Origin of the sequence: Kitasatospora sp. NPDC088391 (assembly GCF_044753345.1) — a bacterium.
Taxonomy (GTDB): Bacteria; Actinomycetota; Actinomycetes; order Streptomycetales; family Streptomycetaceae; genus Kitasatospora.
On the sequence record NZ_JBIVNB010000016.1, the window covers coordinates 24,558 to 43,742 of the forward strand.

General features: G+C 75.3%; 22 protein-coding genes and 1 pseudogene. 12 read left to right on the top strand and 11 right to left on the bottom strand.

What is annotated here, in order from left to right; all coding sequences use genetic code 11:
- Positions 1-112: 112 nt before the first annotated feature.
- From ACIQBJ_RS32690 to ACIQBJ_RS32700, 3 genes are all read right to left on the bottom strand, one after another.
- Complete coding sequence (locus ACIQBJ_RS32690) at positions 113-1,351, bottom strand: MFS transporter (RefSeq protein ID WP_400717983.1); 1,239 nt, start codon at positions 1,349-1,351, stop codon at positions 113-115.
- A 154-nt stretch (positions 1,352-1,505) separates the two neighbouring features.
- Positions 1,506-2,096 carry a hypothetical protein gene (locus ACIQBJ_RS32695; RefSeq protein ID WP_400717985.1) on the bottom strand — a complete coding sequence of 197 codons (591 nt, stop codon included), beginning with the start codon at positions 2,094-2,096 and terminating at the stop codon, positions 1,506-1,508.
- A gap of 104 nt (positions 2,097-2,200) precedes the next feature.
- Positions 2,201-3,253, bottom strand: a complete 1,053-nt coding sequence (locus ACIQBJ_RS32700; RefSeq protein WP_400717988.1) for a hypothetical protein — start codon at positions 3,251-3,253, stop codon at positions 2,201-2,203.
- 369 nt (positions 3,254-3,622) lie between these two features.
- Here ACIQBJ_RS32700 and ACIQBJ_RS32705 point away from each other — a divergent pair, with 369 nt between their 5' ends.
- The 4 genes and pseudogenes from ACIQBJ_RS32705 to ACIQBJ_RS32720 all read left to right on the top strand — a co-directional run bounded on the left by ACIQBJ_RS32705 (position 3,623) and on the right by ACIQBJ_RS32720 (position 6,233).
- Positions 3,623-4,336: a hypothetical protein gene (locus tag ACIQBJ_RS32705; RefSeq protein WP_400717990.1), complete on the top strand. Its 714-nt coding sequence runs from the start codon at positions 3,623-3,625 to the stop codon at positions 4,334-4,336.
- A gap of 38 nt (positions 4,337-4,374) precedes the next feature.
- A complete protein-coding gene (locus ACIQBJ_RS32710; protein ID WP_400717993.1) occupies positions 4,375-4,848 on the top strand; it encodes a hypothetical protein in 474 nt (157 codons plus the stop codon).
- Between the two features lie 95 nt (positions 4,849-4,943).
- A pseudogene (locus ACIQBJ_RS32715) lies at positions 4,944-5,704 on the top strand (hypothetical protein).
- Positions 5,705-5,807: 103 nt separating this feature from the next.
- Positions 5,808-6,233, top strand: coding sequence for a DUF6210 family protein (locus ACIQBJ_RS32720; RefSeq protein WP_400717995.1), 426 nt, complete (start codon positions 5,808-5,810; stop codon positions 6,231-6,233).
- Between the two features lie 220 nt (positions 6,234-6,453).
- On the opposite strand, the gene ACIQBJ_RS32725 is transcribed toward ACIQBJ_RS32720, so the two are convergent.
- From ACIQBJ_RS32725 to ACIQBJ_RS32735, 3 genes are all read right to left on the bottom strand, one after another.
- Positions 6,454-7,209 carry a hypothetical protein gene (locus ACIQBJ_RS32725; RefSeq protein ID WP_400717997.1) on the bottom strand — a complete coding sequence of 252 codons (756 nt, stop codon included), beginning with the start codon at positions 7,207-7,209 and terminating at the stop codon, positions 6,454-6,456.
- Positions 7,210-7,281: 72 nt separating this feature from the next.
- Positions 7,282-7,698, bottom strand: coding sequence for a DUF5958 family protein (locus tag ACIQBJ_RS32730; RefSeq protein ID WP_400718000.1), 417 nt, complete (start codon positions 7,696-7,698; stop codon positions 7,282-7,284).
- A 23-nt stretch (positions 7,699-7,721) separates the two neighbouring features.
- Complete coding sequence (locus ACIQBJ_RS32735) at positions 7,722-9,815, bottom strand: FUSC family protein (protein WP_400718002.1); 2,094 nt, start codon at positions 9,813-9,815, stop codon at positions 7,722-7,724.
- 436 nt (positions 9,816-10,251) lie between these two features.
- Between ACIQBJ_RS32735 and ACIQBJ_RS32740 the strand changes: the two genes are divergently transcribed.
- The 3 genes from ACIQBJ_RS32740 to ACIQBJ_RS32750 all read left to right on the top strand — a co-directional run bounded on the left by ACIQBJ_RS32740 (position 10,252) and on the right by ACIQBJ_RS32750 (position 12,786).
- The gene (locus ACIQBJ_RS32740; protein WP_400718004.1) at positions 10,252-11,553 is read left to right on the top strand and encodes an MFS transporter; all 1,302 of its coding nucleotides are present in this window, start codon (positions 10,252-10,254) and stop codon (positions 11,551-11,553) included.
- Positions 11,554-11,587: 34 nt separating this feature from the next.
- Complete coding sequence (locus ACIQBJ_RS32745) at positions 11,588-12,415, top strand: MarR family transcriptional regulator (protein ID WP_400718006.1); 828 nt, start codon at positions 11,588-11,590, stop codon at positions 12,413-12,415.
- 101 nt (positions 12,416-12,516) lie between these two features.
- Complete coding sequence (locus tag ACIQBJ_RS32750; protein WP_400718200.1) at positions 12,517-12,786, top strand: acylphosphatase; 270 nt, start codon at positions 12,517-12,519, stop codon at positions 12,784-12,786.
- 21 nt (positions 12,787-12,807) lie between these two features.
- On the opposite strand, the gene ACIQBJ_RS32755 is transcribed toward ACIQBJ_RS32750, so the two are convergent.
- The gene (locus tag ACIQBJ_RS32755; RefSeq protein WP_400718008.1) at positions 12,808-13,260 is read right to left on the bottom strand and encodes a cytidine deaminase; all 453 of its coding nucleotides are present in this window, start codon (positions 13,258-13,260) and stop codon (positions 12,808-12,810) included.
- Positions 13,261-13,326: 66 nt separating this feature from the next.
- On the opposite strand from ACIQBJ_RS32755, the gene ACIQBJ_RS32760 reads away from it, so the two are divergent.
- Together ACIQBJ_RS32760 and ACIQBJ_RS32765 are read left to right on the top strand one after the other, a co-directional pair.
- A complete protein-coding gene (locus tag ACIQBJ_RS32760; RefSeq protein ID WP_400718011.1) occupies positions 13,327-14,016 on the top strand; it encodes a DinB family protein in 690 nt (229 codons plus the stop codon).
- Positions 14,009-14,941, top strand: coding sequence for a hypothetical protein (locus tag ACIQBJ_RS32765; protein WP_400718014.1), 933 nt, complete (start codon positions 14,009-14,011; stop codon positions 14,939-14,941). Before ACIQBJ_RS32760 ends, ACIQBJ_RS32765 begins: the two co-directional genes overlap by 8 nt.
- On the opposite strand, the gene ACIQBJ_RS32770 is transcribed toward ACIQBJ_RS32765, so the two are convergent.
- Together ACIQBJ_RS32770 and ACIQBJ_RS32775 are read right to left on the bottom strand one after the other, a co-directional pair.
- The gene (locus ACIQBJ_RS32770) at positions 14,928-15,311 is read right to left on the bottom strand and encodes a VOC family protein (protein ID WP_400718016.1); all 384 of its coding nucleotides are present in this window, start codon (positions 15,309-15,311) and stop codon (positions 14,928-14,930) included. The two genes, ACIQBJ_RS32765 and ACIQBJ_RS32770, sit on opposite strands and share 14 nt — an antisense overlap.
- 49 nt (positions 15,312-15,360) lie before the next feature.
- Entirely contained in the window at positions 15,361-15,540 is a 180-nt protein-coding gene (locus ACIQBJ_RS32775) for a hypothetical protein (protein ID WP_400718018.1), read from the bottom strand.
- A 90-nt stretch (positions 15,541-15,630) separates the two neighbouring features.
- Between ACIQBJ_RS32775 and ACIQBJ_RS32780 the strand changes: the two genes are divergently transcribed.
- Positions 15,631-16,332 carry an IMP cyclohydrolase gene (locus ACIQBJ_RS32780; protein ID WP_400718021.1) on the top strand — a complete coding sequence of 234 codons (702 nt, stop codon included), beginning with the start codon at positions 15,631-15,633 and terminating at the stop codon, positions 16,330-16,332.
- 58 nt (positions 16,333-16,390) lie between these two features.
- Here the strand turns inward: ACIQBJ_RS32780 and ACIQBJ_RS32785 are convergent, their stop codons facing one another.
- Entirely contained in the window at positions 16,391-16,612 is a 222-nt protein-coding gene (locus ACIQBJ_RS32785) for a hypothetical protein (RefSeq protein ID WP_400718023.1), read from the bottom strand.
- 330 nt (positions 16,613-16,942) lie between these two features.
- Between ACIQBJ_RS32785 and ACIQBJ_RS32790 the strand changes: the two genes are divergently transcribed.
- A complete protein-coding gene (locus ACIQBJ_RS32790) occupies positions 16,943-17,146 on the top strand; it encodes a cold-shock protein (RefSeq protein WP_030916923.1) in 204 nt (67 codons plus the stop codon).
- Between the two features lie 110 nt (positions 17,147-17,256).
- Positions 17,257-18,663, top strand: coding sequence for a DEAD/DEAH box helicase (locus ACIQBJ_RS32795; RefSeq protein ID WP_400718027.1), 1,407 nt, complete (start codon positions 17,257-17,259; stop codon positions 18,661-18,663).
- A 25-nt stretch (positions 18,664-18,688) separates the two neighbouring features.
- On the opposite strand, the gene ACIQBJ_RS32800 is transcribed toward ACIQBJ_RS32795, so the two are convergent.
- Complete coding sequence (locus ACIQBJ_RS32800; RefSeq protein ID WP_400718030.1) at positions 18,689-19,153, bottom strand: hypothetical protein; 465 nt, start codon at positions 19,151-19,153, stop codon at positions 18,689-18,691.
- Positions 19,154-19,185: the final 32 nt, after the last annotated feature.

The following is a 19,185-nucleotide window of genomic DNA, read 5'->3' on the forward strand; positions in this document are numbered from 1 at the left end:
CCCGCACGGAGCGTCCCGGCAGCGGATCGGACGATCGAGGCCCCAGGGGTGCGGTCAGTCCCACCATAAGTCCCAGCAGCGGTGCTGGACGAAACCTCCGTCCGACGGTCCGTCAGAGCGCGGCGACCCGCGCCCCCGTCTCCCCCACCGCCCCGTCCGCCGCCACCGGCGTCCGGTCGGCGACGGCCGTGGCGGCGGGGACGGCGGGGGCGCGGCGATCCACCGCCCAGGAGGCCGCCGCGATCAGGAAGCCGAGCAGCGAGAGGCCGGCCCCGACCAGGGTGGGGGAGGTCCAGCCCAGGCCGGCGCCGAGGGCGAGGCTGCTGAGCCAGGCGCCCAGCGCGTTGGCCGCGTTGAAGGCGCCCTGCACGGTGGCCGAGGCCAGGGTGGGGGCGCTGCGGGCCTTCTGGATCACCAGGGTCTGCACGGTGGGGACGGTTGCGAAGCCCGCCGTGCCGATCAGCACCACGGTGACGGCGGCCGACCAGCGGGCGTGCGCGGTGACGGCGAACAGCGCGAGCGCGGCGGCCATCGCCAGGAACGCGGCGCAGATCGACGGGCGCAGCGCCCGGTCGGCCGCGTAGCCGCCGATCGCGTTGCCGAGCGTCATGCCGACGCCGAACAGCGCGAGGATCAGCGTGACGGAGCTGTCGGCGAAGCCGGAGACGTGGGTGAGGGTGGGCGTGATGTAGGTGTAGCAGGAGAACAGGCCGGCGCAGCCGAACACCACGGTGCCGAGGGCGAGCCAGAGTTGGCCGCTGCGGAAGGTCCGCAGCTCGGTGCGGATGCCGGCGCCGGGGTGGCGGGGCAGGTGCGGGACGAGCCGGGCGACGGCGAGGACGCCGAGCAGGCCGATGGCGACCACGACGAGCATCGCGGCGCGCCAGCCGAGGCGCTGGCCGAGCAGGGTCGCGGCGGGCACGCCGACGATGTTGGCGACCGTCAGGCCGGAGAACATCACCGAGACGGCGCGGGCCCGCAGGTGCGGGGCGACGAGTTCGGCAGCGGCGACGGCGCCCGCGCCGAAGAACGCGCCGTGCGGCAGGCCGGTGAGCAGGCGGGCCGCGGCGAGGAAGGCGAAGTCCGGGGCCAGCGCGCACAGCAGGTTCCCGAGGGTGAACAGTCCGACCAGCCCGACCAGGACGGTCTTGCGCGGGAGTTTCGCGGCGGCGGCGGTCAGCAGCGGCGCCCCGATCACCACGCCCAGCGCGTACATCGAGATCAGCCAGCCGGCCCGGGGTTCGTCGACGCCGAGGCCGTGCGCGATCTGCGGGAGCAGGCCCATGGCGGTGAACTCGGTGGTGCCGATGGCGAACGCGGTGATGGCGAGGGCGACGAGCGCCAACGGCATGGGGGTGCTCCAAGCGGTGTCGGACGGGGCGGCGCCGACCTCATGTCAACGTTGTCAGCGCCGACCGAGTGTATCCTCGCCCCGGGGCTCCGCCGCAGGTGCGCCCACATGGCGGTCTCCCGTCGCGCGGGTGGCCGCGGAGTGCCGCCGGTGGTCAGCGCCTGGTGACGACCGGCGCGCCGGGGCGGCCGGTGGCGGGGTCGAGGGTGAAGACGGTGACCTCGTATTCGGAGCTGACGGTGATCCGGTCGGGGGCGGTCCACTCCACGCTCGCGTAGGAGCCGATCCCGCCGTCCCCGCGCCACTCGCCGAGCGCCCAGTGCCGGGCGGACCAGCCGCTGCCGGTGACGAGTTCGAAGTGGTGGAGCGGGTCGTCCACGGGGCCCGCGTCCGTCGCGGTCACCAGCCAGTCCGGACGGTCGGGGCGGGTCGCGCGCTTCTCGGACGCCTGGTGACCGCCGAACACGGCGGCCACCAGCAGCACGGGCCCCACGGTGGCGATGAGGCCGACCAGGGCGGCGGCGCAGCCGATCTGCGACCAGAGGGTGCGGAACTCGCACTCCACCACCACCGAGACCACCAGCAGCACCACCGCGGCCCCCACCAACAGCGGCTGGTCGAATCGCTCGACCTCCACCAACCCGCCGGAGCGGGACGCCTGCCGCCCCGGCAGGTACGCCAGCACCGCGAGCAGCGCCAGCCCCCGCAGCGTCCAGGCGATCTGTCTGCGCCGCCGTACCGTCATGCGCTCCCCCGGTGATCGTTCCGCTCTGCAGGGCCGACTCTACTACGGCCTTTCGTACACCCAACCCACCTGTGCCACCGGCCCGTTGGGCGGCCGACGTTCCGTCAGGCGGTGGTCCGGGCGAGGTGGGCGGCGGCCTCGGCCGGGGGCAGCACGCGGAGGAGTTCGGCCCGGCCGGGCAGGTGCGGGAAGAACCGGTCGGCGTTCCAGCTCCGGCCGTAGGCGGGGGTGTCGAGGACGAGGACGCGCCGCCCGTCGACCACGGGGATGTCCTCGGGCAGGCCCTCGTTCCAGATCCGTTCGCCGTCGGGGGCGAGCAGCTCGAACGCGCCGTGGGCGGTGACCCCGCTGCGCCCCCGGGCGGGGGCCGGGTCGGTGGCGAGGCGGACGGCCTCGGCGGACGGGGCCTCGCCGGGCAGGTGGCCGCCGCCGATCAGCAGGTGGGCGAGCAGGGTGTGCAGCTGGAAGTTGTCGCCGATGCCGGCGATCCGGATCTCGTAGCCGGTGCCGCTGGGGCGGTGCAGCACGGTGACGGGGACCTCGTCGAGGACCGCCAGCGCGTACCGCAGGCACTTCAGGTCGTGCGCGCCCAGCGCCGCGAGCGCGTCGACGGCGGGCAGCAGCGCCGCGCCGTACCGCTGCCGGACGGCCGTGCTGCGGCACAGGACGGCGAGCGCGGGGGCCTGCCAGTCCTCGATGCCGCACCAGGCGAGCGCCACCCGCACCGTCTCGTACTCGGCGCCGCCGAGCCGCTCCACCAGGGCCTCGGCCGCGGCCTCGCCGGTGCCGGGCAGGTCGGCGTCCGGGCCCGCGGTCTCCCGCCAGCGCCGGGCCAGCGCGAGCGCGGCCCCGACCTCCTCCTGAACAGCCGTCAGGACCGGCCCGGCGCACGCCTCCGGGTCGGCGCCGCGCTCCACGCAGAACCCGGCGGCGGTGGCCAGCACCGCCCGCGGGCCGGTCTCCGGGAACCCGGGCAGCAGCGCGGCCAACCGCGGCCCGGCCGCCCGGCACTCCGCCTCCCCGGCCTCCTGCAGTGCCCCGCCGAGGATCGCGTTGAACGCCCGCTCGGTCCGGGCCGAGTCCCGGGCGGCGACGCCCTGCTCGAGGTCGGTCAGGTACTGGTCGAGGCCCGGGGCCTGCTTCTTCCGGAAGATCACGGCTGCACGGTAGACGCCCGACGCTCCGTCGATCAACCGTCCGGTCGCTGTCGGCCGCCCCCGCTACCGTGTCCCGGTCCGACCACCTGGAGGAACCGATGGGACTGCCCGTCCCGGCCAGAGCCACTGGCCCCGGACCCGGGTGACCGCCGCCCGGGAACTCCCCGGAACGGTCGACCTCCTCACCGCCCTGGCGACCGACCGGGTCCCCGTGTCCGAGCCGCCACCCTGCACATCCTGCGCCACTGCCTCGACCGCGACGTCCGGCACTCCGGCCGCAGATCCTGATCCCGCCCGGTGCGAATCGACTGGGCGATCGGTCCGGATCATGGAACGATGCCCGCTCCGGGACGAGGGAAGCGGGGCGGCATGGGACTGGACTACAGCTACGAGATCTTCCTGCCATCTCGGGACGTCGGGAGGGCACTGACCCGGCTCGCCGAACTCGCCCCCCGAGGCCGCGACACGCCGCCGCTCCGGGTGACCCTGCCGGGCGGAGAACAGTTGACCGTGCCGTTCACCTCGAACTTCAAGAGCGAACCGGTCGACTGTTCAGCAGGCGGCACGCTCCAACTGGACACTTCGATCGCCATCGGCGTCGACGATGCGGTCCGCGAGTTCTTCCTCCACGACTCCGACGGCGTCGACGAGCAGGGACGCGTGCCGGTCGGGTACATCTACCTGACGGTCGGGTTCTCCCCCGCACAGCACCCGAACTTCGCGTCACTGCAGTTCACCGCCGCCACCTCACGCATGAGCCGGATGTTCGCGCGGTCCGCGAGCGCCAGGAAGACGTTCACCGACCTCACCGCCGCCATCGGTGGCGTGTGCTGTCTGCTCGACACCGAGACCGACGTCCTGGACATCTGCTGGCTCAACGGCGGGACACTCAGGGGCGAGACTGTTCCCGGCACCCGGTTCTCGCGCTTCCACGATCTCGTCGCAACCTGGCACGAGCCGGCGGAACAGAACGGGACGACGCCCGCACGGGGTACGGCACACCCGCCCGGTCCACCCGTTCCGACGGTTCCGACGATCCGGCCACCGGAAAGAAGCGGGTGGTGCTCCAGCCGTAGATCGTGATCATGGATGTGGAGGCCGCCCGACGGTAGCCTGCCCGGGTGGCTGAGACCTGGGACGAAGAGCAGCTGATCGCGGACGGCTTCGAGCGTGTGTACGTCGAGTTGGAGTGGTACGACGGACCGCGCTCCGGCCTCGCCGACATCGATGGGAAGCCCCACTACTTCCAGGGCTTCGACTACGACCACGCCGACGAAGCCGACGAGTACCGCGTCTGGCTCGTGAGCGAGGCCGCGTTGGAGTGGGAGCGCGAGCAGTGGGCGATCTTCGCCAGGTGGAACGAGCTCTCCCGGGCCGGGACGGTCGGGCAGGACAGCCATCCGGGCCACGGCGGGATCTCCGCCCGCTACGACGAGCTGGACCAGCTGTTGGCACCCCATCGCCAGGCGCCGGACGACGCGCGGCGGCTTGTGGGCGAGCTGCGGTTCGACGCCGGCGCCCGCTACCGGGCCGAGGGGCTCGACTACTGGTTCCGGTGGAACGTCCGAGCAGATGAGGCCGCCGTTGATCATTAGGTGTTGTGCGGACAACCAATGATCACGCGGCGGGCTCGGGCGCCGGCGCAACGCCTGCCCACCGGCAGGAAGCCTTCGACGATCCGACGGGCCGGATCGCCAACCGATTCGCCCGAGTTGAACCCCACCGCCGGGTGCCTCGGCTGATCTCCGGACTGCTGTCGGACCTGCCGCGCAAGCACTGCTGGCCCCTGGCCGAGCACGCGGGCGCCGCCACCCCGGACGGCCTGCAGCACCTGCTCCACCGCGCGAAGTGGGACGCCGACGCGATCCGCGACGACGTACGCGCGAACACGCCGCCATCGACCGGGCCCTGTACGTGCCGCGCTCGTGGACCGACCACCCGGACCGATGCCGGAACGTCGGCATCCCAGAACGGGCCGGGCAGCGGCACTCGGCCGGCGCGGGCGCGCAGGGCGAGCGGTACTACGACTGGTCCCAGGTCGACATCCACGGCCCAGCCGGTCGCACCGGCCATTGGTGGCTGCTGATCCGCCGCAACCGCCGAACCGGTGAACTCGCTTTCCGCCACTGCTTCTCACCCCAGCCGGTGCCGCCGTCCGACCTGGTGCGGGTGGCTGGACGGCGCTGGACCTCCTGGCACCGGTGGGTCACCCTCGCCATGCTCACCCCCGTCTTCCTCGTCGTCACCGCGGCCACCGAGCGCCGCGACCGACCCGCCCGCGATGGCTTGATTCCCCCGGTCGGCAACGAGCTCCAGCACCTGTTCGCCACGCTCGCCATCCGGCCGGTCCACGATGTCGCTCACCGGCTCGGCCGGTCCCACCGGCGGCGCCACCATCAAGCCCGCGCCCAGAGCAGCCACTACCGACGCCAAGCCGCGAATCAGGCATGAAGATCACGATCTACGGCCGGAGCACCAGGCCGTGTCTCGTAGTTGATCCTGCGGTGGGGAAATGTCGTTGAGCCCACGGTCAGCGGTCGTGGAGACTGCCGCCGTGAGCTCTCGACGTTTCGTAACGCTTGATCAGGACGGCAGGGCCGACGGGTGGCTGCACGTGGTCGTCGAGGCCCCGACCGGCGTCTTCTACCAGCAGCAGTACGGTGGTCAGCTGTGTCGGCAGGGGCAGGCGGAGGGCTTCCTGGTGCCGGTGTACGGCCCTGACGCGCTGGATGCGCTGCGCCGGCTGTTCGAGGAGGAGTTCGCCGGCGCCGGCACGTGGAACCACTCGTGGCCGGATGACGAGCGCGCAAGGCTGCGCAGAATCATCGAAAGCATCCCCTACTGGGCATCCGACGGGCACACGGAGGATCTGCACGTCCTGCGTCTGGACGAGAGCCGGGTCCGCGACGCCGACGAGTCCTGGGTGCCGGTGATCACGCCGGACGGCCCCGGAGTGCTGCTGTGGGCCAACTCGGACTGAATCGCGGCGATCAGCCGTCCACCCCGAGCCGGAGGACCGGCGCCGCGATGACCACCCCGGCCTTGTATCGGGCCGCCGATCTGTCGCCCCGCTCGCCGGACGCACCCTCAATGATCAGTCGCAGCAGCGTGTCTGATGCGCCGTCAGTCATCCTCGATCGGCCCGACCTCCTGCTGGAGCAACTCGGCGGGCTCGCCGTCCTTGGGCCGGCGGTGCCGGATCACGATTCCGACACCGTGATCACCACAGGCACGGCGGGATCGTCCCAGCCGTGGCGACTGCTCCGGGCCCGGGCATGGTCGAGTGCCCATGGCACGGTCGCTCCGTCCGGGTCCGACCCGGTGGGCCGGTGGCTGCCGCCGCTCAACGGGGATTCGGCACCGCCACCGCGCCCCGCCGCGGGCCGTCTGTTCCCAAGGAGATGGTCGGCCGTGTCCTGGGCGGAATCGGCGGGTGCTCCGACGGCTGTGAGAGCGGCGGCCACCCGTGCGCGCGCTTCCGGCGGCAGCTCGTCGTCGGCGAGCATCGGCAACAGGAGCAGAAGGCGGGCTGCGGTGCCGTGCACGCCGGTTGCGGTCCGGTCCGGCGTCCCGGCGATGTGCGCGATGTCGCGCCAGGACAGGCCCGGGCCGTACCAGTCGCCGTCGAAGCTGGAGAGGACCTCTGCCCGAGGCCGGTCCGGCCGGGTCACCAGGTAGTCGGTTCCGTGGTCACCGGCGAGGTTCCGGTAGACGACGAGGACGTTGTGACCGCCTTGGAACGGGATGCGGAACACCGGCCAGGCCAGGTCGTCCAGGAGGACTTCGGACAGGGCGTCCGCGTCGGCGCCGTCGTCGCCGAACCACTCGGGTGCCGGACGGGTTCCCTCCGGGGTGAACCGGCACATGGCCAGCAGGTGGTTGGACCAGAAGCCGGCGCGCTCGAGCAGGCCCTCACCGGCGGCCAGGGGCCCGTAGTCGTATCCGTCGATCAGCACGGCCTGAGTGTCCCAGGCCCCGCCCACGTCTCCGCCGCCGGTCCGCCGGGAGCAGCGGGGCAACCCTCGGGCTCAGTCCGCAGCGGCGGGGGCCGTGGGCTCCAGGTGGTGCCAGGCGTGGGTGCAGCCGTCGGCGCAGGAGCGGGCGCGGCGGCGGTCGTCGGCGACGGCGAGCAGGGCGACCAGCAGGCGGAAGGACTTGACCCGTTCGTCCGGCGGCAAGCCGGTGATCTTCGTGAGTTGGGTGCCGAGGTGGTGGCCGCGCGTCAGCAGCACCGCCGGGGTGTGGGTGGGGCGGAGGCCGGCCCGGCGGACGCTCTCCGGCGCGTCCTCGGTGAGCGCGCGGGCCTGGAGGCAGTAGCCCACCAGGTCGCGCAGCACGAGGGCCTGCTCGTCGCCGTCCAGGCCCTGGAACCAGGCGGCTCCCTGGTCGAGCGGCCTGGTTCCCTGTGCCAACGCGTTCAGCAGTACCGCCCGCTCGTCCAGCACCGTCCGCGCCCCCGTTCCCCGTCTCAGCCCGGGACGGTCGTGCGGTCGAGGGTAGCGGAGGCCGGGGCCGTGAGGGCGTGGATGCGGCGGACCTCGGCCCGGACGTCGGCCAGCGCGTCGTCGGGGCCGTCGGCGGGCCAGGGCGGTGTGCCGGGGCCGGGGCGGCGGCGCGGGGACGGGCGGTCCAGGGCGTCGGCCGCGGCGGCGAGCGTCCCGGTGAGGTGGCGGGCGGTCGGGGCGGCGGGGGCCGGGGCGCCGTGGTCGCGTTCGACGGCGTACGCGGTGGCGGCGTCGGCGAGGCGTTCGGCGTGCACAGTCAGGCGCAGCCAGTCCGGGCCCGGCGGGCCGCCGGGGCGGAGTTCGGCGGCGGCGGTCTCCGCGGCAGCCCGGGCCTGCGCGAGGGTGCGGTAGGCGGTGCGGCGCAGTTCGGCCCGGCGGGCGGCGGCGGCCCCGTCCTGGCGTTCCCCCAGCACGTGGTCCAGGTAGCGCTGGGTGTGCCGCAGCGCGTGCGCGGCCCGCTGCCCGACCCGGGCCCGGGTGTCGGCGAGGCCGGGCAGGTGGCCGACCAGCAGGACCAGGGCGCACGCCAGCGCGGTGTCGACGAGCCGTCCGCGCGCGGCGCCCCGGTCCCCGCCGACGGTGACGAAGGCCAGCACGGTGACGGTGATCGCGGCGGTCTGCGCGGCGAAGTGCCGCTGCGCGACGGGTATCAGCGCCCCGGCCACCGCCACCGCCCCGACCGGCCACCACGGTTCCGGCAGCACCGGCAGCAGCACCCCGACCAGCAGCACCCCGGCGGCCGTCCCCACGAACCGGTTGACGACCCGCGAGAACAACGGCCCGTAGTCGGGCTTCACCAGGAACGCGGCCGTCACGGGCAGCCAGTACCAGTGCCCGGTCCGCAGCAGCAGCGCCACCACCGCACTGACCCCGACACACACCGCCACCCGCACCCCACCGGCCACCCCGGCCCTCCCCCACGGCCGCACCCCAGGCACCCCGGGCACCGCCCCCGCCACCCCGTCCGCGCCGGGCGACTTCCCGACCGCGCTCCCGGCGCGCGCCGCGGGCTGCGACGCCGCCACCGCACCGGACGAGCCGTCAGCCTGCTTTCCGCGCGCCGCCGGACGTCCCGGGCCGAGGCCCAGGACCCAGGCGGCCAGGGCGCGCCGGGCGACCGCGGTGGCGGGCACCGTTCCGCCGGCGGGGGTGCCGAAGGCGAGCGCGGCGTGCAGGACGGCCCGGTCGAACGCCGCGGTGGCGGGCGTCGAGACGGCGGGCACGGGCAGCGGCCCGGGGAGCCGGTCGGCCCGGACGGCGTCGGCCAGCCTGCGCGGCCCGACGGCGAGCCGCCCGGGTAGCGGACGGCCGTCGTGCAGCAGCGCGACCCCGGCCTCGCACAGCGCCGATGCCGCCGCCAGCCGGACCCGCAGGGCGTCCACCCGCCCGACGGCTCCCGACACCCCGTCACTTCCCGGTGTCCCAAAGTTTCCCCACACCCTCCGTCCTCCCGACGCCCCGTCACGTCCCAGCGCCCCGTCACGTCCCCGTGCCCCGCCGGTGTCCGTCCGGCCCGGGCGGAGGCTTTCGCCGGCCCGGTCGAGGGCGGCGGTGAGCTGTCGGCGGGCGGTTTCGGCGCGGTCGGTCCCGGCCGCGTCGAGTGCGGCGGCGAGGGCGTCGAAGACGGCGGCGACGGCGTGGCGTTCGGCGTGCCGGGGGCGGGGGTGGGTGGTGAGTTGGCGCAGCAGGAGGAGCCAGCCGGCGCCGGCCAGGTAGCAGGCGGCTTTCGCCCAGCCGGGGAGCGGGACGGGCATGCCGCAGCCGAGGGCGGTCAGGACGAGCAGTTGCACGGCGGTGGCGGAGGCGACCGGCCCGGCGACGCTGATCGCTCCGCACAGCAGCCCGACCGCGCCGAGCAGCGGGACGGCCCACCAGCCGGTGGCGACGCCGATCAGCAGTCCGAGGGCGCCGCCGAGCGCGGGGACGGCCTGCTGGACGGCGCCGCCGCGCCGCCCGCCGGGGCGGTCGTTGACGCCCGCGAACATCGCGCCGAGGCCGGCCAGTATCCCTTCGGCGGGGCGTCCGGCGGCGACCGCGAGGCCGAGCGGCACGGCCATGCCGGCGGCCCCGCGGACGGTCGCCGCCCAGGGCACGGGGCCGCGCTGCCGGCGCAGCGGGTGGGTCAGCCAGTCGGGTCGCGCCCACCGTCCATCTCGCCTGTCCGTGGGGGCCCCTTCCGCAGTGCCGTGCTCGGCCTCCCACGGTAGGGCGGCGTTCTGTCGGGGCCGCTTCGGCCGCGTTACGCCGACGTGACGCCTCCCCACCACCCTGTGGGTGCACCGGATCGAGGAGTACGCCCGGCACGGCGGCCACGCCGATCTGCCGCGCGAGCGCGTCGACGGCCGGGTCGGCCGGTGGCATAGGCGGCGGCACGGTCGGCGGCCCGGGCCCGGAAAACCCGGTGCGTCCGCGGCGGCCGCCCGGATAGCGTCCGTTCTTTGCCGGAAAGCGGACGACCGCCGGACGCTCGGCGGACGGACGGGGTGGGCGCGGATGGCGGGCAGGGGCGTTCTCGGGCTGGGGCGCGCGTTCGGCACGCTGTGGTCGGCGGCGGCGGTCTCGACCCTGGGCGACGGCATCGTGGCGGCGGCCGCTCCCCTGGTGGTGACGTCGCTGACCAGGGACCCGGTGCTGGTCGGCCTGTCGGTGTTCGTGCAGCAGCTGCCGTGGCTGCTGCTGGCGCCGGTCAGCGGCGTGCTGGTGGACCGGGTCGACCGGCGGCGGCTGACGGTGGCGATGGACGCGGCCCGGGCGGTGCTGACGGCGGTGCTGGCGGGGTCGGTGTTCCTGGACGCGGTGTCGCTGCCGCTGGTCTACGCGGTGGGCCTGCTGCTGGGTTCCTGTTCGGCGCTCGGCGACAACGCGTCCTCGGCGATCCTGCCGTCGGTGGTGGCCTCGGAGGACCTGCCGCGCGCCAACTCCCTGATGTTCGGGGCGTTCTCGGTCCTGAACAAGCTGTGCGGACCGCCGCTCGGCGCGGCCCTGTTCGGGGTGGCGGCGGGCCTGCCGATGCTGGTCGACGCGCTGAGCTTCGCGGGCGCGGCGGCCCTGGTCTCCACCCTCCGCCTGGCCGCCACCCCGAAGCCCGCCGTCGACACCGAAGAACCCGCCGCCGCCACCCCGAAGCCCGCCGAGCCGGAGGCCCCGATGCGGCGTCAGTTCGTCGAGGGCGTGCGCTGGCTGTGGGGCCAGCCGGCCGTGCGGACGCTGACGCTCGCGCTCTGCCTGATGAACGTGACGCTGATCGCCGGGTTCTCGGTGATGGTGCTGTACGCGCGCGAGCACCTGGGCCTGTCGGACTTCGGCTACGGCGTGCTGCTGACGGCCTCCGCGGTCGGCGGCCTGCTGGGCGCGGCGGTCGCGCCGCGGCTGCAGGCGCGTTTCTCCGCCTCGGTGCTGCTGCGCACGGGGCTGGTGCTGGAGACGCTGACGCACGTCGGCCTGGCGCTGGCGGGGTCGGCCTGGGTGGCGGGCGCGGTGCTGGCGATGTTCGGCGTGCACGGCTCGATCTGGATGGGCGTCGACCGGACGCTGGTGCAGCGGGCCGTCCCGGACGGGCTGCGCGGCCGGGTGAACAGCGTCTTCATGGCCCTGGCGGTGGGCGGTTCGGCGCTCGGCGCGCTGATCGGCGGCCCGCTGGCCCGCGCCTTCGGCCTGACCGGCCCGTTCTGGTTCTCCGCGGTCGTGATGGCCGCGCTCACCGTCTTCGCCTGGCGCCCGTTCAGCCGCACCATCGACACCGCCACCGCGCCCACCCCCGCCCCCACCCCCTCCCCCGTCGCGGAGCCGACCTGACGGTCTGTCACCGGCCCGGGGCATGATGAGGGGCATGACACCCACCGCCCGCCGGATGCACGAGCTCCTGGAGCCGATCTGCCTGGTGACCTACCTGGCCGACGAGTGCAACGAGGAGTTGGCCGCGCTCGGCCACCGCACCTACTGGGACGGCTACTTCGCCTCCCGCGCCGCGCCGCTGGGCCGGGTTCCGGCCGAGGTGGTGGACGCGGCGTTCTACAGCTTCGCCCCGGGCGAGGTGGCCCGGCACATCCCGAGCGCGTGGGAGCGCATCCCGCCCGGGGCGTCCCTGGCGGCGCGGGAGCGCGGCAGCGCGGCCTCGCTGCGGCGCATCCTCGGGCCCGAACTCGCCGACTCCCCGGGGCTGGCCCGCACCGCGGACCTGACGGCGGCGGCCGCGTGCGGCGCGCCCGTGGCGGGCCGGGTGATGTACGCGGGGATGCGCGCCCTCCCGGTGCCGGCCGACCCGGTCGCCCGGCTGTGGCACTGTGCGACGGTGCTGCGCGAGCACCGCGCGGACGGGCACGTCGCGGCGCTGGTCGGCGCCCGGATCGGCGGCACGGAGGCGCACCTGCTCTCGGCGCTGGCGATGGGCATCGATCCGCCGGAGTCCTTCGGCCGGGTCCACCACCTGCCGAAGGCCCGGCTGGCGGCCGCCGTGGCGGGGCTGCGCGGGCGCGGCCTGGTCGACGCCGAGGGGCGGTTCACCGACGCGGGGCGCGCGCTCAAGGAGCGGATCGAGGCGCTGACCGACGAGCTGGCCGCCGCACCGTACGAGGCGCTGTCCCCCGCCGAGCTGGCCGAACTGGCGGCCGGGCTGGAGCCGCTGACGGCCCGGCTGGTGGCGGCCGGTTCGGCCTGACGGGCCGCCGCCCGGCCCGGCCTCCCGCCGTCACCGGGCCCCGGTGCGGTATACCTGCCGGGGAACGGGCGGCAGACACGAACGGTGACGGGGTGGTGCGGGTGGTCCGGCGGCGGGTGCTGGTCTCGGGCACGGTGCAGGGCGTCTTCTTCCGCGACTCCTGCCGCCGGGCGGCGGCGGACGCGGGCGTGGCGGGCTGGGTGCGGAACCTGCCGGACGGGCGGGTGGAGGCGGTCTTCGAGGGCGAGCCGGCGGCCGTGGAGCACATGCTCGCCTGGGTCCGGCAGGGGCCGTCCCGCGCGGTGGTGACGGGGGTCGAGGTGGTCGAGGAAGCACCGGAGGGCCTGCTGGTGTTCGCCATCACCGCCTGACCACCCACCCGCGACCGCCCGTCAGGCCCCCTCGGTCCCCTTGTCCCCCTCGTACGGCCACACGTCGTCGGGGAACACCCGGGCGAACCAGTGCGGCTGGACGTCCCGCAGGCGCAGCGTCCGCCAGCGCGTCGGGTCCTCGGGCAGCGGTACGCCGACCTCGACGTCGGGGCCGTACGCGAACAACCGTTCCTGGCAGACCCCGCAGGGGGCGAGCACCCAGAAGCCGCGGCCGTCGTCGGCGGCCGTCACGCAGACCGAGGCGACCACCTTGCGGTCCTGCTTGTACGCCTCGCAGATCGCGCCGGTCTCGTGGCAGAGCCGCACCGCATTGTTGGGCGGCTCGGGCGCGGTACTGGTGAGCACCGTCCCGTCGTCGAGCCGCAGCGCGGCGGCCCCGGCCCAGTCCTGGCCGGGGAAGCGACGGCGGGTCAGTTCGATCGCGGCGTCCACGAGTTCCCGGTCGATGGCCATGCGGGGCACCCTACCCGGGCGGAAAACCGCTTGCCCACGTACGGGGCCGCCGCCCAGACTCCCGCCATGACGCGTACGGACGACACCCCGGACGATGCCCCGGAGGACACGGAGGACACCCCGGAGGACGCCCCGGGCGACCCGGCCGGGAGCACCCGGCGGGATCTAGGGCTGTACCTGCGGGATGCCCGCGAGGCCCTGCTGTGGAAGCTGGAGGGGCTGTCGGAGTACGACGTGCGCCGCCCGGTGACGCCGACGGGGACGAACCTGCTCGGGCTGGTCAAGCACTTGACGGGGGCGGAGGCCGCGTACCTGGGCAGCGCTTTCGGCCGTCCCTTCCCGGGCGCGCCGGGCCTGTGGGTGGCGGGCGCGGCCGAGCCGAACGCGGACCTGTGGGCCCGCCCGGACGAGGGCCGCGACCACCTGGTGGCGGAGTACCGCCGGGTCTGGGCGCACTCCGACGCGACGGTGGCCGCCCTTCCGCTGGACGCCCCGGGCACCGTGCCGTGGCCGCCGCACTCCCGGCTCCCGCTGGGCCGGATCCTGCTGCACCTGGTCGCCGAGACCCAGCGGCACGCGGGCCAGGCCGACCTGGTCCGCGAACTGCTCGACGGGGCGACGGGGTTGCGCCGCAACGGCGCGGTCCTGCCGGCGGCGGACGCCGCCTGGTGGGCGGCGCACCGCGCCCGGGTCGAGGAGGCGGCGCGCACGGCGGCCCGGGCCGCCGGTGAGGACGTCCCGGCGCGCCGTGGGTGAGGTCCTGCGGAAGGTGGCGCTGCGCGCCCACGCACTGCTGCCCGGGCAGTACGACGAGCGGAAGGTCCTGGCGACCACCGTGGACGCCGGGGGGCGGGCGCTGTGGCTGCTCTGCCCGGACGCGGACGCGGAGACGGACGGGTTCGGCCGGGTCTCGGTCCGGCCCCGGACGCTCCCCTTCGAGGCGCTGCTGGTCGTCGTCGACCGCGGGGTGGCGCGGGAGCAGGTGCTGCCGCGGGTGGGCCTGTCGGTGCACCACCTCGACGCGCTGCCCAACGGGCGGCTGCTGCTGGAGGGCCGGGGCGCCGGGGCGGGGCGGACCGCGGAGATCCGCGGCCGGGACGGCCGGCTCAAGCACGCGTTCGACCTGGGGCGCGGGGTCGAGTTCCTGATGGCCGACCGGCGGCACCACCTGTGGAGCGCGTACGGCGACGAGGGCGTCTACGGCGACCCGGTCGCCGTCGACGGCCTGGTCCGCTGGGACAGCGGCGGGAACCGGCGGTGGGGCTACACGGCGCCGGCCGGCTTCCCGTACATCGACACGGTGTACGCCTTCAACGTCGACGACGGGGTGGCCCGGGCCTGCTACTACCCGGCCTTCCCGCTGCTGGAGGCCCGGGCGGACGGGCGGACCACCGTGCGCCGGTCGCCGGTGGTCGCGCCGCGGGGCCTCGCCGTCCATGGCGGGGAGGCCGTCCTGCTCGGCGGCGACCGGCAGCACGACCTGCTGCACCGCTGCCGGCTGACGGACCGTGAGGTCCGGCCGGTCGAACGGGCCCGCCTGACCTACCCCAACGGCGACCCGCTCGGCCACTACGCCCGCCCGGTCGGCCGGGGCCCCCTGCTGTACCTGCGCGGCCGCACGCCCCGCCAGTGGTACGTGCTGGACGTGCGGACGGCCGTGCTCCCGGTCACCGGTCGGTAGCCTCCCGGTCCGCGGTGCTGCGCAGGACGCAGAACTCGTTGCCCTCGGGGTCGGCGAGGACGGCCCAGCCGCCGCCGTCGGGGTCGCGGCGGTCGGCGACCGGGGCGGCGCCGAGGGCGAGCAGGCGGTCGACCTCCCGGTCGCGGGTGGTGTCGGGCCGCAGGCACAGGTGGACCCGGTTCTTGGCGGTCTTCGGCTCGGGCACCCGGTTGAAGTACAGCACCGGCCCGCCCGGCAGTTCGATCGCCGTCTCGGCCGCCCCGGGCCGGTCCTCCGGATCGGTCGGGGCGCCCGTCACCAGGCTCCAGAACCGGGCCAGCCGGTACGGGTCCGCACAGTCGATCGCCACGTTCTGCACCATCGAGACCATGGGGACGATCCTCTCCCGCCCCGCCCCGCGCCCACCGGCGACCCGCCGTTCAGAGGGCGATCGGACGATACCGGAGCGCCTCCTCGACGATCCGTTCGGCGGCACCGGCGACCCGGAGCCGGGCCGGGCGGGCCGCCTCCCGGGCGAACTCCGCCGGGCTCCGGCTGCCCTCGTACGCGGTGCAGTCGAGCGGCCCGCAGTCGTACCCCGTCCGGGAGTTGAACGCCACCGCGGCTGCTGCCGCACCCCGCCCGCACGCCCTCCCCCGCCCGGCTGGGGTGATCTTCGGCATCCGACCGTCCCCCGAAAGGACCGGCCCGTGCCGAACGCCCTCCCCGACCTCACCGACGTGCTGGCCGCCCACCCGTACCCGGGCCGCGGCGTCCTGCGCTGCCGCACCGCCGACGGGGCGTCACTCGCCGGGTACTTCCTGACCGGCCGCAGCCCGGCCTCCCGGGCCCGGGCCCTGCGGTCCACTCCGGACGGCGCGCTGACCGTCGTCCCCACCGACGTCCGGGCGCACGACGGGCTGCGGCACTACCAGGCGGTGCGGCGGGCCGCCGGGCTGGTGGTGTACGGCAACGGCGAGCAGGTCGCCGCGGTCGCCGACCGGCTGGAGGCCGGGCTCTCCCCGGCCGAGGCGCTCGACGGGCTGGACTACGAGCCCGACCCGCCGATCTTCACCCCTCGCCTGACCGCGATCGCCGACCCGCGCGAGGACGGCCCCACCTGGTTCGGCACGGCGCGCCGCAGCGCGGCCGCCCGGCCCGGCACCGACCGCCTGCAGCTGCGCCTGCCCGCGCTGCTCCCGGCCGAGGGCGTCCTGCTGACCACCTATCAGGGCGCCCCGGCCGCCCCCGGCACCGGCGCCCCGTACCTGGAGGCCGCCACGCCGTACGCCGACGCCGCCCACCTGCTCGACGCCCTGTGGTCCGCCCTCCCGGCCGAACTCCGCGTCGCCGCAGCGGTCTTCGCCCTGGCGGCGTTCCCGGAGGTCCTGCTCCGGCACGCGACCGACTGAGCCGGACCGGGCCGCACGGGGCCGGGCCGGCCGCTCGACGTCAGAGGACGAACGTGCCTCAGAGGACGAACATGCCGGTGTACGGCTGGACGATGCGCTCCTGCCGCGAGCCGAAGTCGACCAGTACGGCGTCCTCGCCCTCGACCCCGACGACCCGGCCGAGGCCGTGGGCGTCATGGGTGACGCGGTCGCCGAGGGCGAAGTGCTTGGGGGGTGCCACGGCCCTGGGCTTGAAGGGGCTGGTGGGAAGGTGACGGGGGACTGCTCCAGATTTTTTCATCCTGCCCAGTATGCGCCGCCGGACGGGGCCCCGGGCACTCCCCCGACGGCAAAATCCGGCGCGGCCGGGGCTCCGGACGGGCCGCGACCGGGCCGTCCGGAGGCGACCCGCCGAAACGCCGGGACCAAATACCCGCCCGCGGTGATCCAGGAACTGCTACAGTTGGCGGAAGTTGCAGTAGTGGTTCCCATGAACTTTGTGTGCGCCTGCTGATGTTTCGCGGGCGCATTTCTTGTTTTCCGGATCTTTTTCCGGGCGGGCGCTCATCGCCGTGACTCGGTGTCCGCATCACGCGGGCAGCGGACAGTCCACCTAGAAGGAGATTTCCACATGGCCAACGGCACTGTGAAGTGGTTCAACGCGGAAAAGGGCTTCGGCTTCATCGAGCAGGAGGGTGGCGGCCCGGACGTGTTCGCCCACTACTCGAACATCAACGCCAGCGGTTTCCGTGAGCTGCTCGAGGGCCAGAAGGTCGAGTTCGACGTCACGCAGGGCCAGAAGGGCCCGCAGGCCGAGAACATTCGCCCGCTGTAATTCCACTGCCCGGCCGTAGCCGGGCAGCGAGGGGCCCGCGCCGCGTGCATCGTCACCCGGTGCGGGCCCTTCGGCGTTCCGCCGGCTCCCGGCTTCGAGGAAGGCCCCGCATGAACCGTTCCGGTCACCCCCCGCTCCACCTTCCCGACACCGAGCCGTCGCGGTCCGCCGCCGAGACCGTCGAGCCGGTCGGGTCCGCCGGACCCGCCGGACCCGCCGAGACCTTCGACGCGTTGGACCTTCCGGCGGAGCTGCTGCGGGTGCTGGCCCGGAGGGGCGTCCGCACGCCCTTCCCGATCCAGGCCGCCACCCTGCCGAGTTCGCTGGCCGGCCGCGACGTGCTGGGCCGGGGCCGCACCGGCTCCGGCAAGACGCTCGCGTTCGGTCTGGCCGCGCTGGCGCGCACCGCCGGGCGGGAGGCCGAGCCCCGGCGCCCGCTGGTCCTGGTCCTGGTGCCGACCCGGGAGCTGGCCCAGCAGGTGACCGAGGCGCTCACGCCCTACGCCCAGGCGCTGTCCCTCCGGTTGGCCACCGTGGTCGGCGGGGTGCCGGTCCGCCGGCAGGCCCAGACGCTGAACCGCGGGGCGGAGGTCCTGATCGCCACGCCGGGCCGGCTCGCGGACCTGATCGAGCGCCGGCTCTGCCGGCTGGACGCCGTCGGCGTCACCGTCCTCGACGAGGCCGACCGGATGGCCGACATGGGCTTCCTGCCCGCGGTCACCGCCTTCCTGGAGCAGGTCCCCGGAGGCGGCCAGACGCTGCTGTTCTCCGCGACCCTGGACCGCGGCGTCGACCAGCTGGTGCGGCGTTTCCTGACCGACCCGGTCTCGCACGCGGTGGACCCGGCCGCGGCGGCGGTCGGCACCATGGAGCACCACGTCCTGCACGTGCAGAGCGCCGACAAGAACGCCGCCATCGCCCACATCGCCTCCCGCGACGGCCGGGTGATCATGTTCACCGACACCCGGCGGGGCGCGGACCACCTGGTCGAGTCCCTGCTCTCGAAGGGCGTGAAGGCGGCCGCCCTGCACAGCGGCAAGTCCCAGCCGCAGCGCACCCGCACCCTGGAGCAGTTCCGCTCCGGCCAGGTCGCCGCGCTCGTCGCGACGGACGTCGCCGCCCGGGGCATCCACGTCGAGGGCCTCGACCTGGTCGTCAACCTGGACCCGCCGGTCGACCACAAGGACTACCTGCACCGCGGCGGCCGCACCGCCCGGGCCGGCGAGTCCGGCACCGTCGTGACCCTGGTCCTGCCCAACCAGCGGCGCGGAACCGCCCGCATGATGAGCGCGGCCGGCATCACCCCCGTCACCACCAGGGTCCGGGCGGGCGACCCGGAACTCACCCGGATCACCGGCGCCCGGGTCCCCACCGGCGTCCCCGTCACGATCCCCGACCCCGTCGTCGAGCGCCCCCGCCACCACCGCGCGACCGCCCGGACCCGCTACGGCCGCCCCGCCGCCGGAACCCGCACCTCCGCAGCACGCGCCGGCGCCCCCCGACCGCCCCGCGGCTGACCGCGCGCACTGCGCCGACCGCCCGTCAGGACCGCTCCGCGGCGAGGTCGGCGCGCATGGCGGTACGGAGGGCGGCGAGGGACTCGTCGTACGCGGTGGCGGCGGTCACGAGCTCGGGGCTGCGGGTGGGCGCCCCGCGCGCGACGATGCCGCGCAGGTCGCGCAGGCGCCGGAAGCAGTCGTCGGACAGGTCGCAGAGCCCGGCCGGGGCGTCGAGGGTCATCTGGTACCGCAGCCCGTACGCGGGGCTGGCCCGCCAGGCGTCGGAGGCCCGCACGACGAGGTCCGCGCGGTCCGGGTGCCGGGCGATCGCGTGCAGGTCGTCGGCGACCCGGGCCAGCGCCGCCAGGTAGTCGGCGTACAGCTGCCGCCGCTGCTCGGCCCACCGCTCCCGGCGGCCGCGCCGGGCCCGCGCGGTGTCCGCGACGAAGGTCGCCCCGAGGCCGATTCCCGCGCCCAGCAAGGTACTTGCGGCTGTCCCCCAGTCCATGCCGTCGACTGTACGCGGCGCCCGGCCGCCCG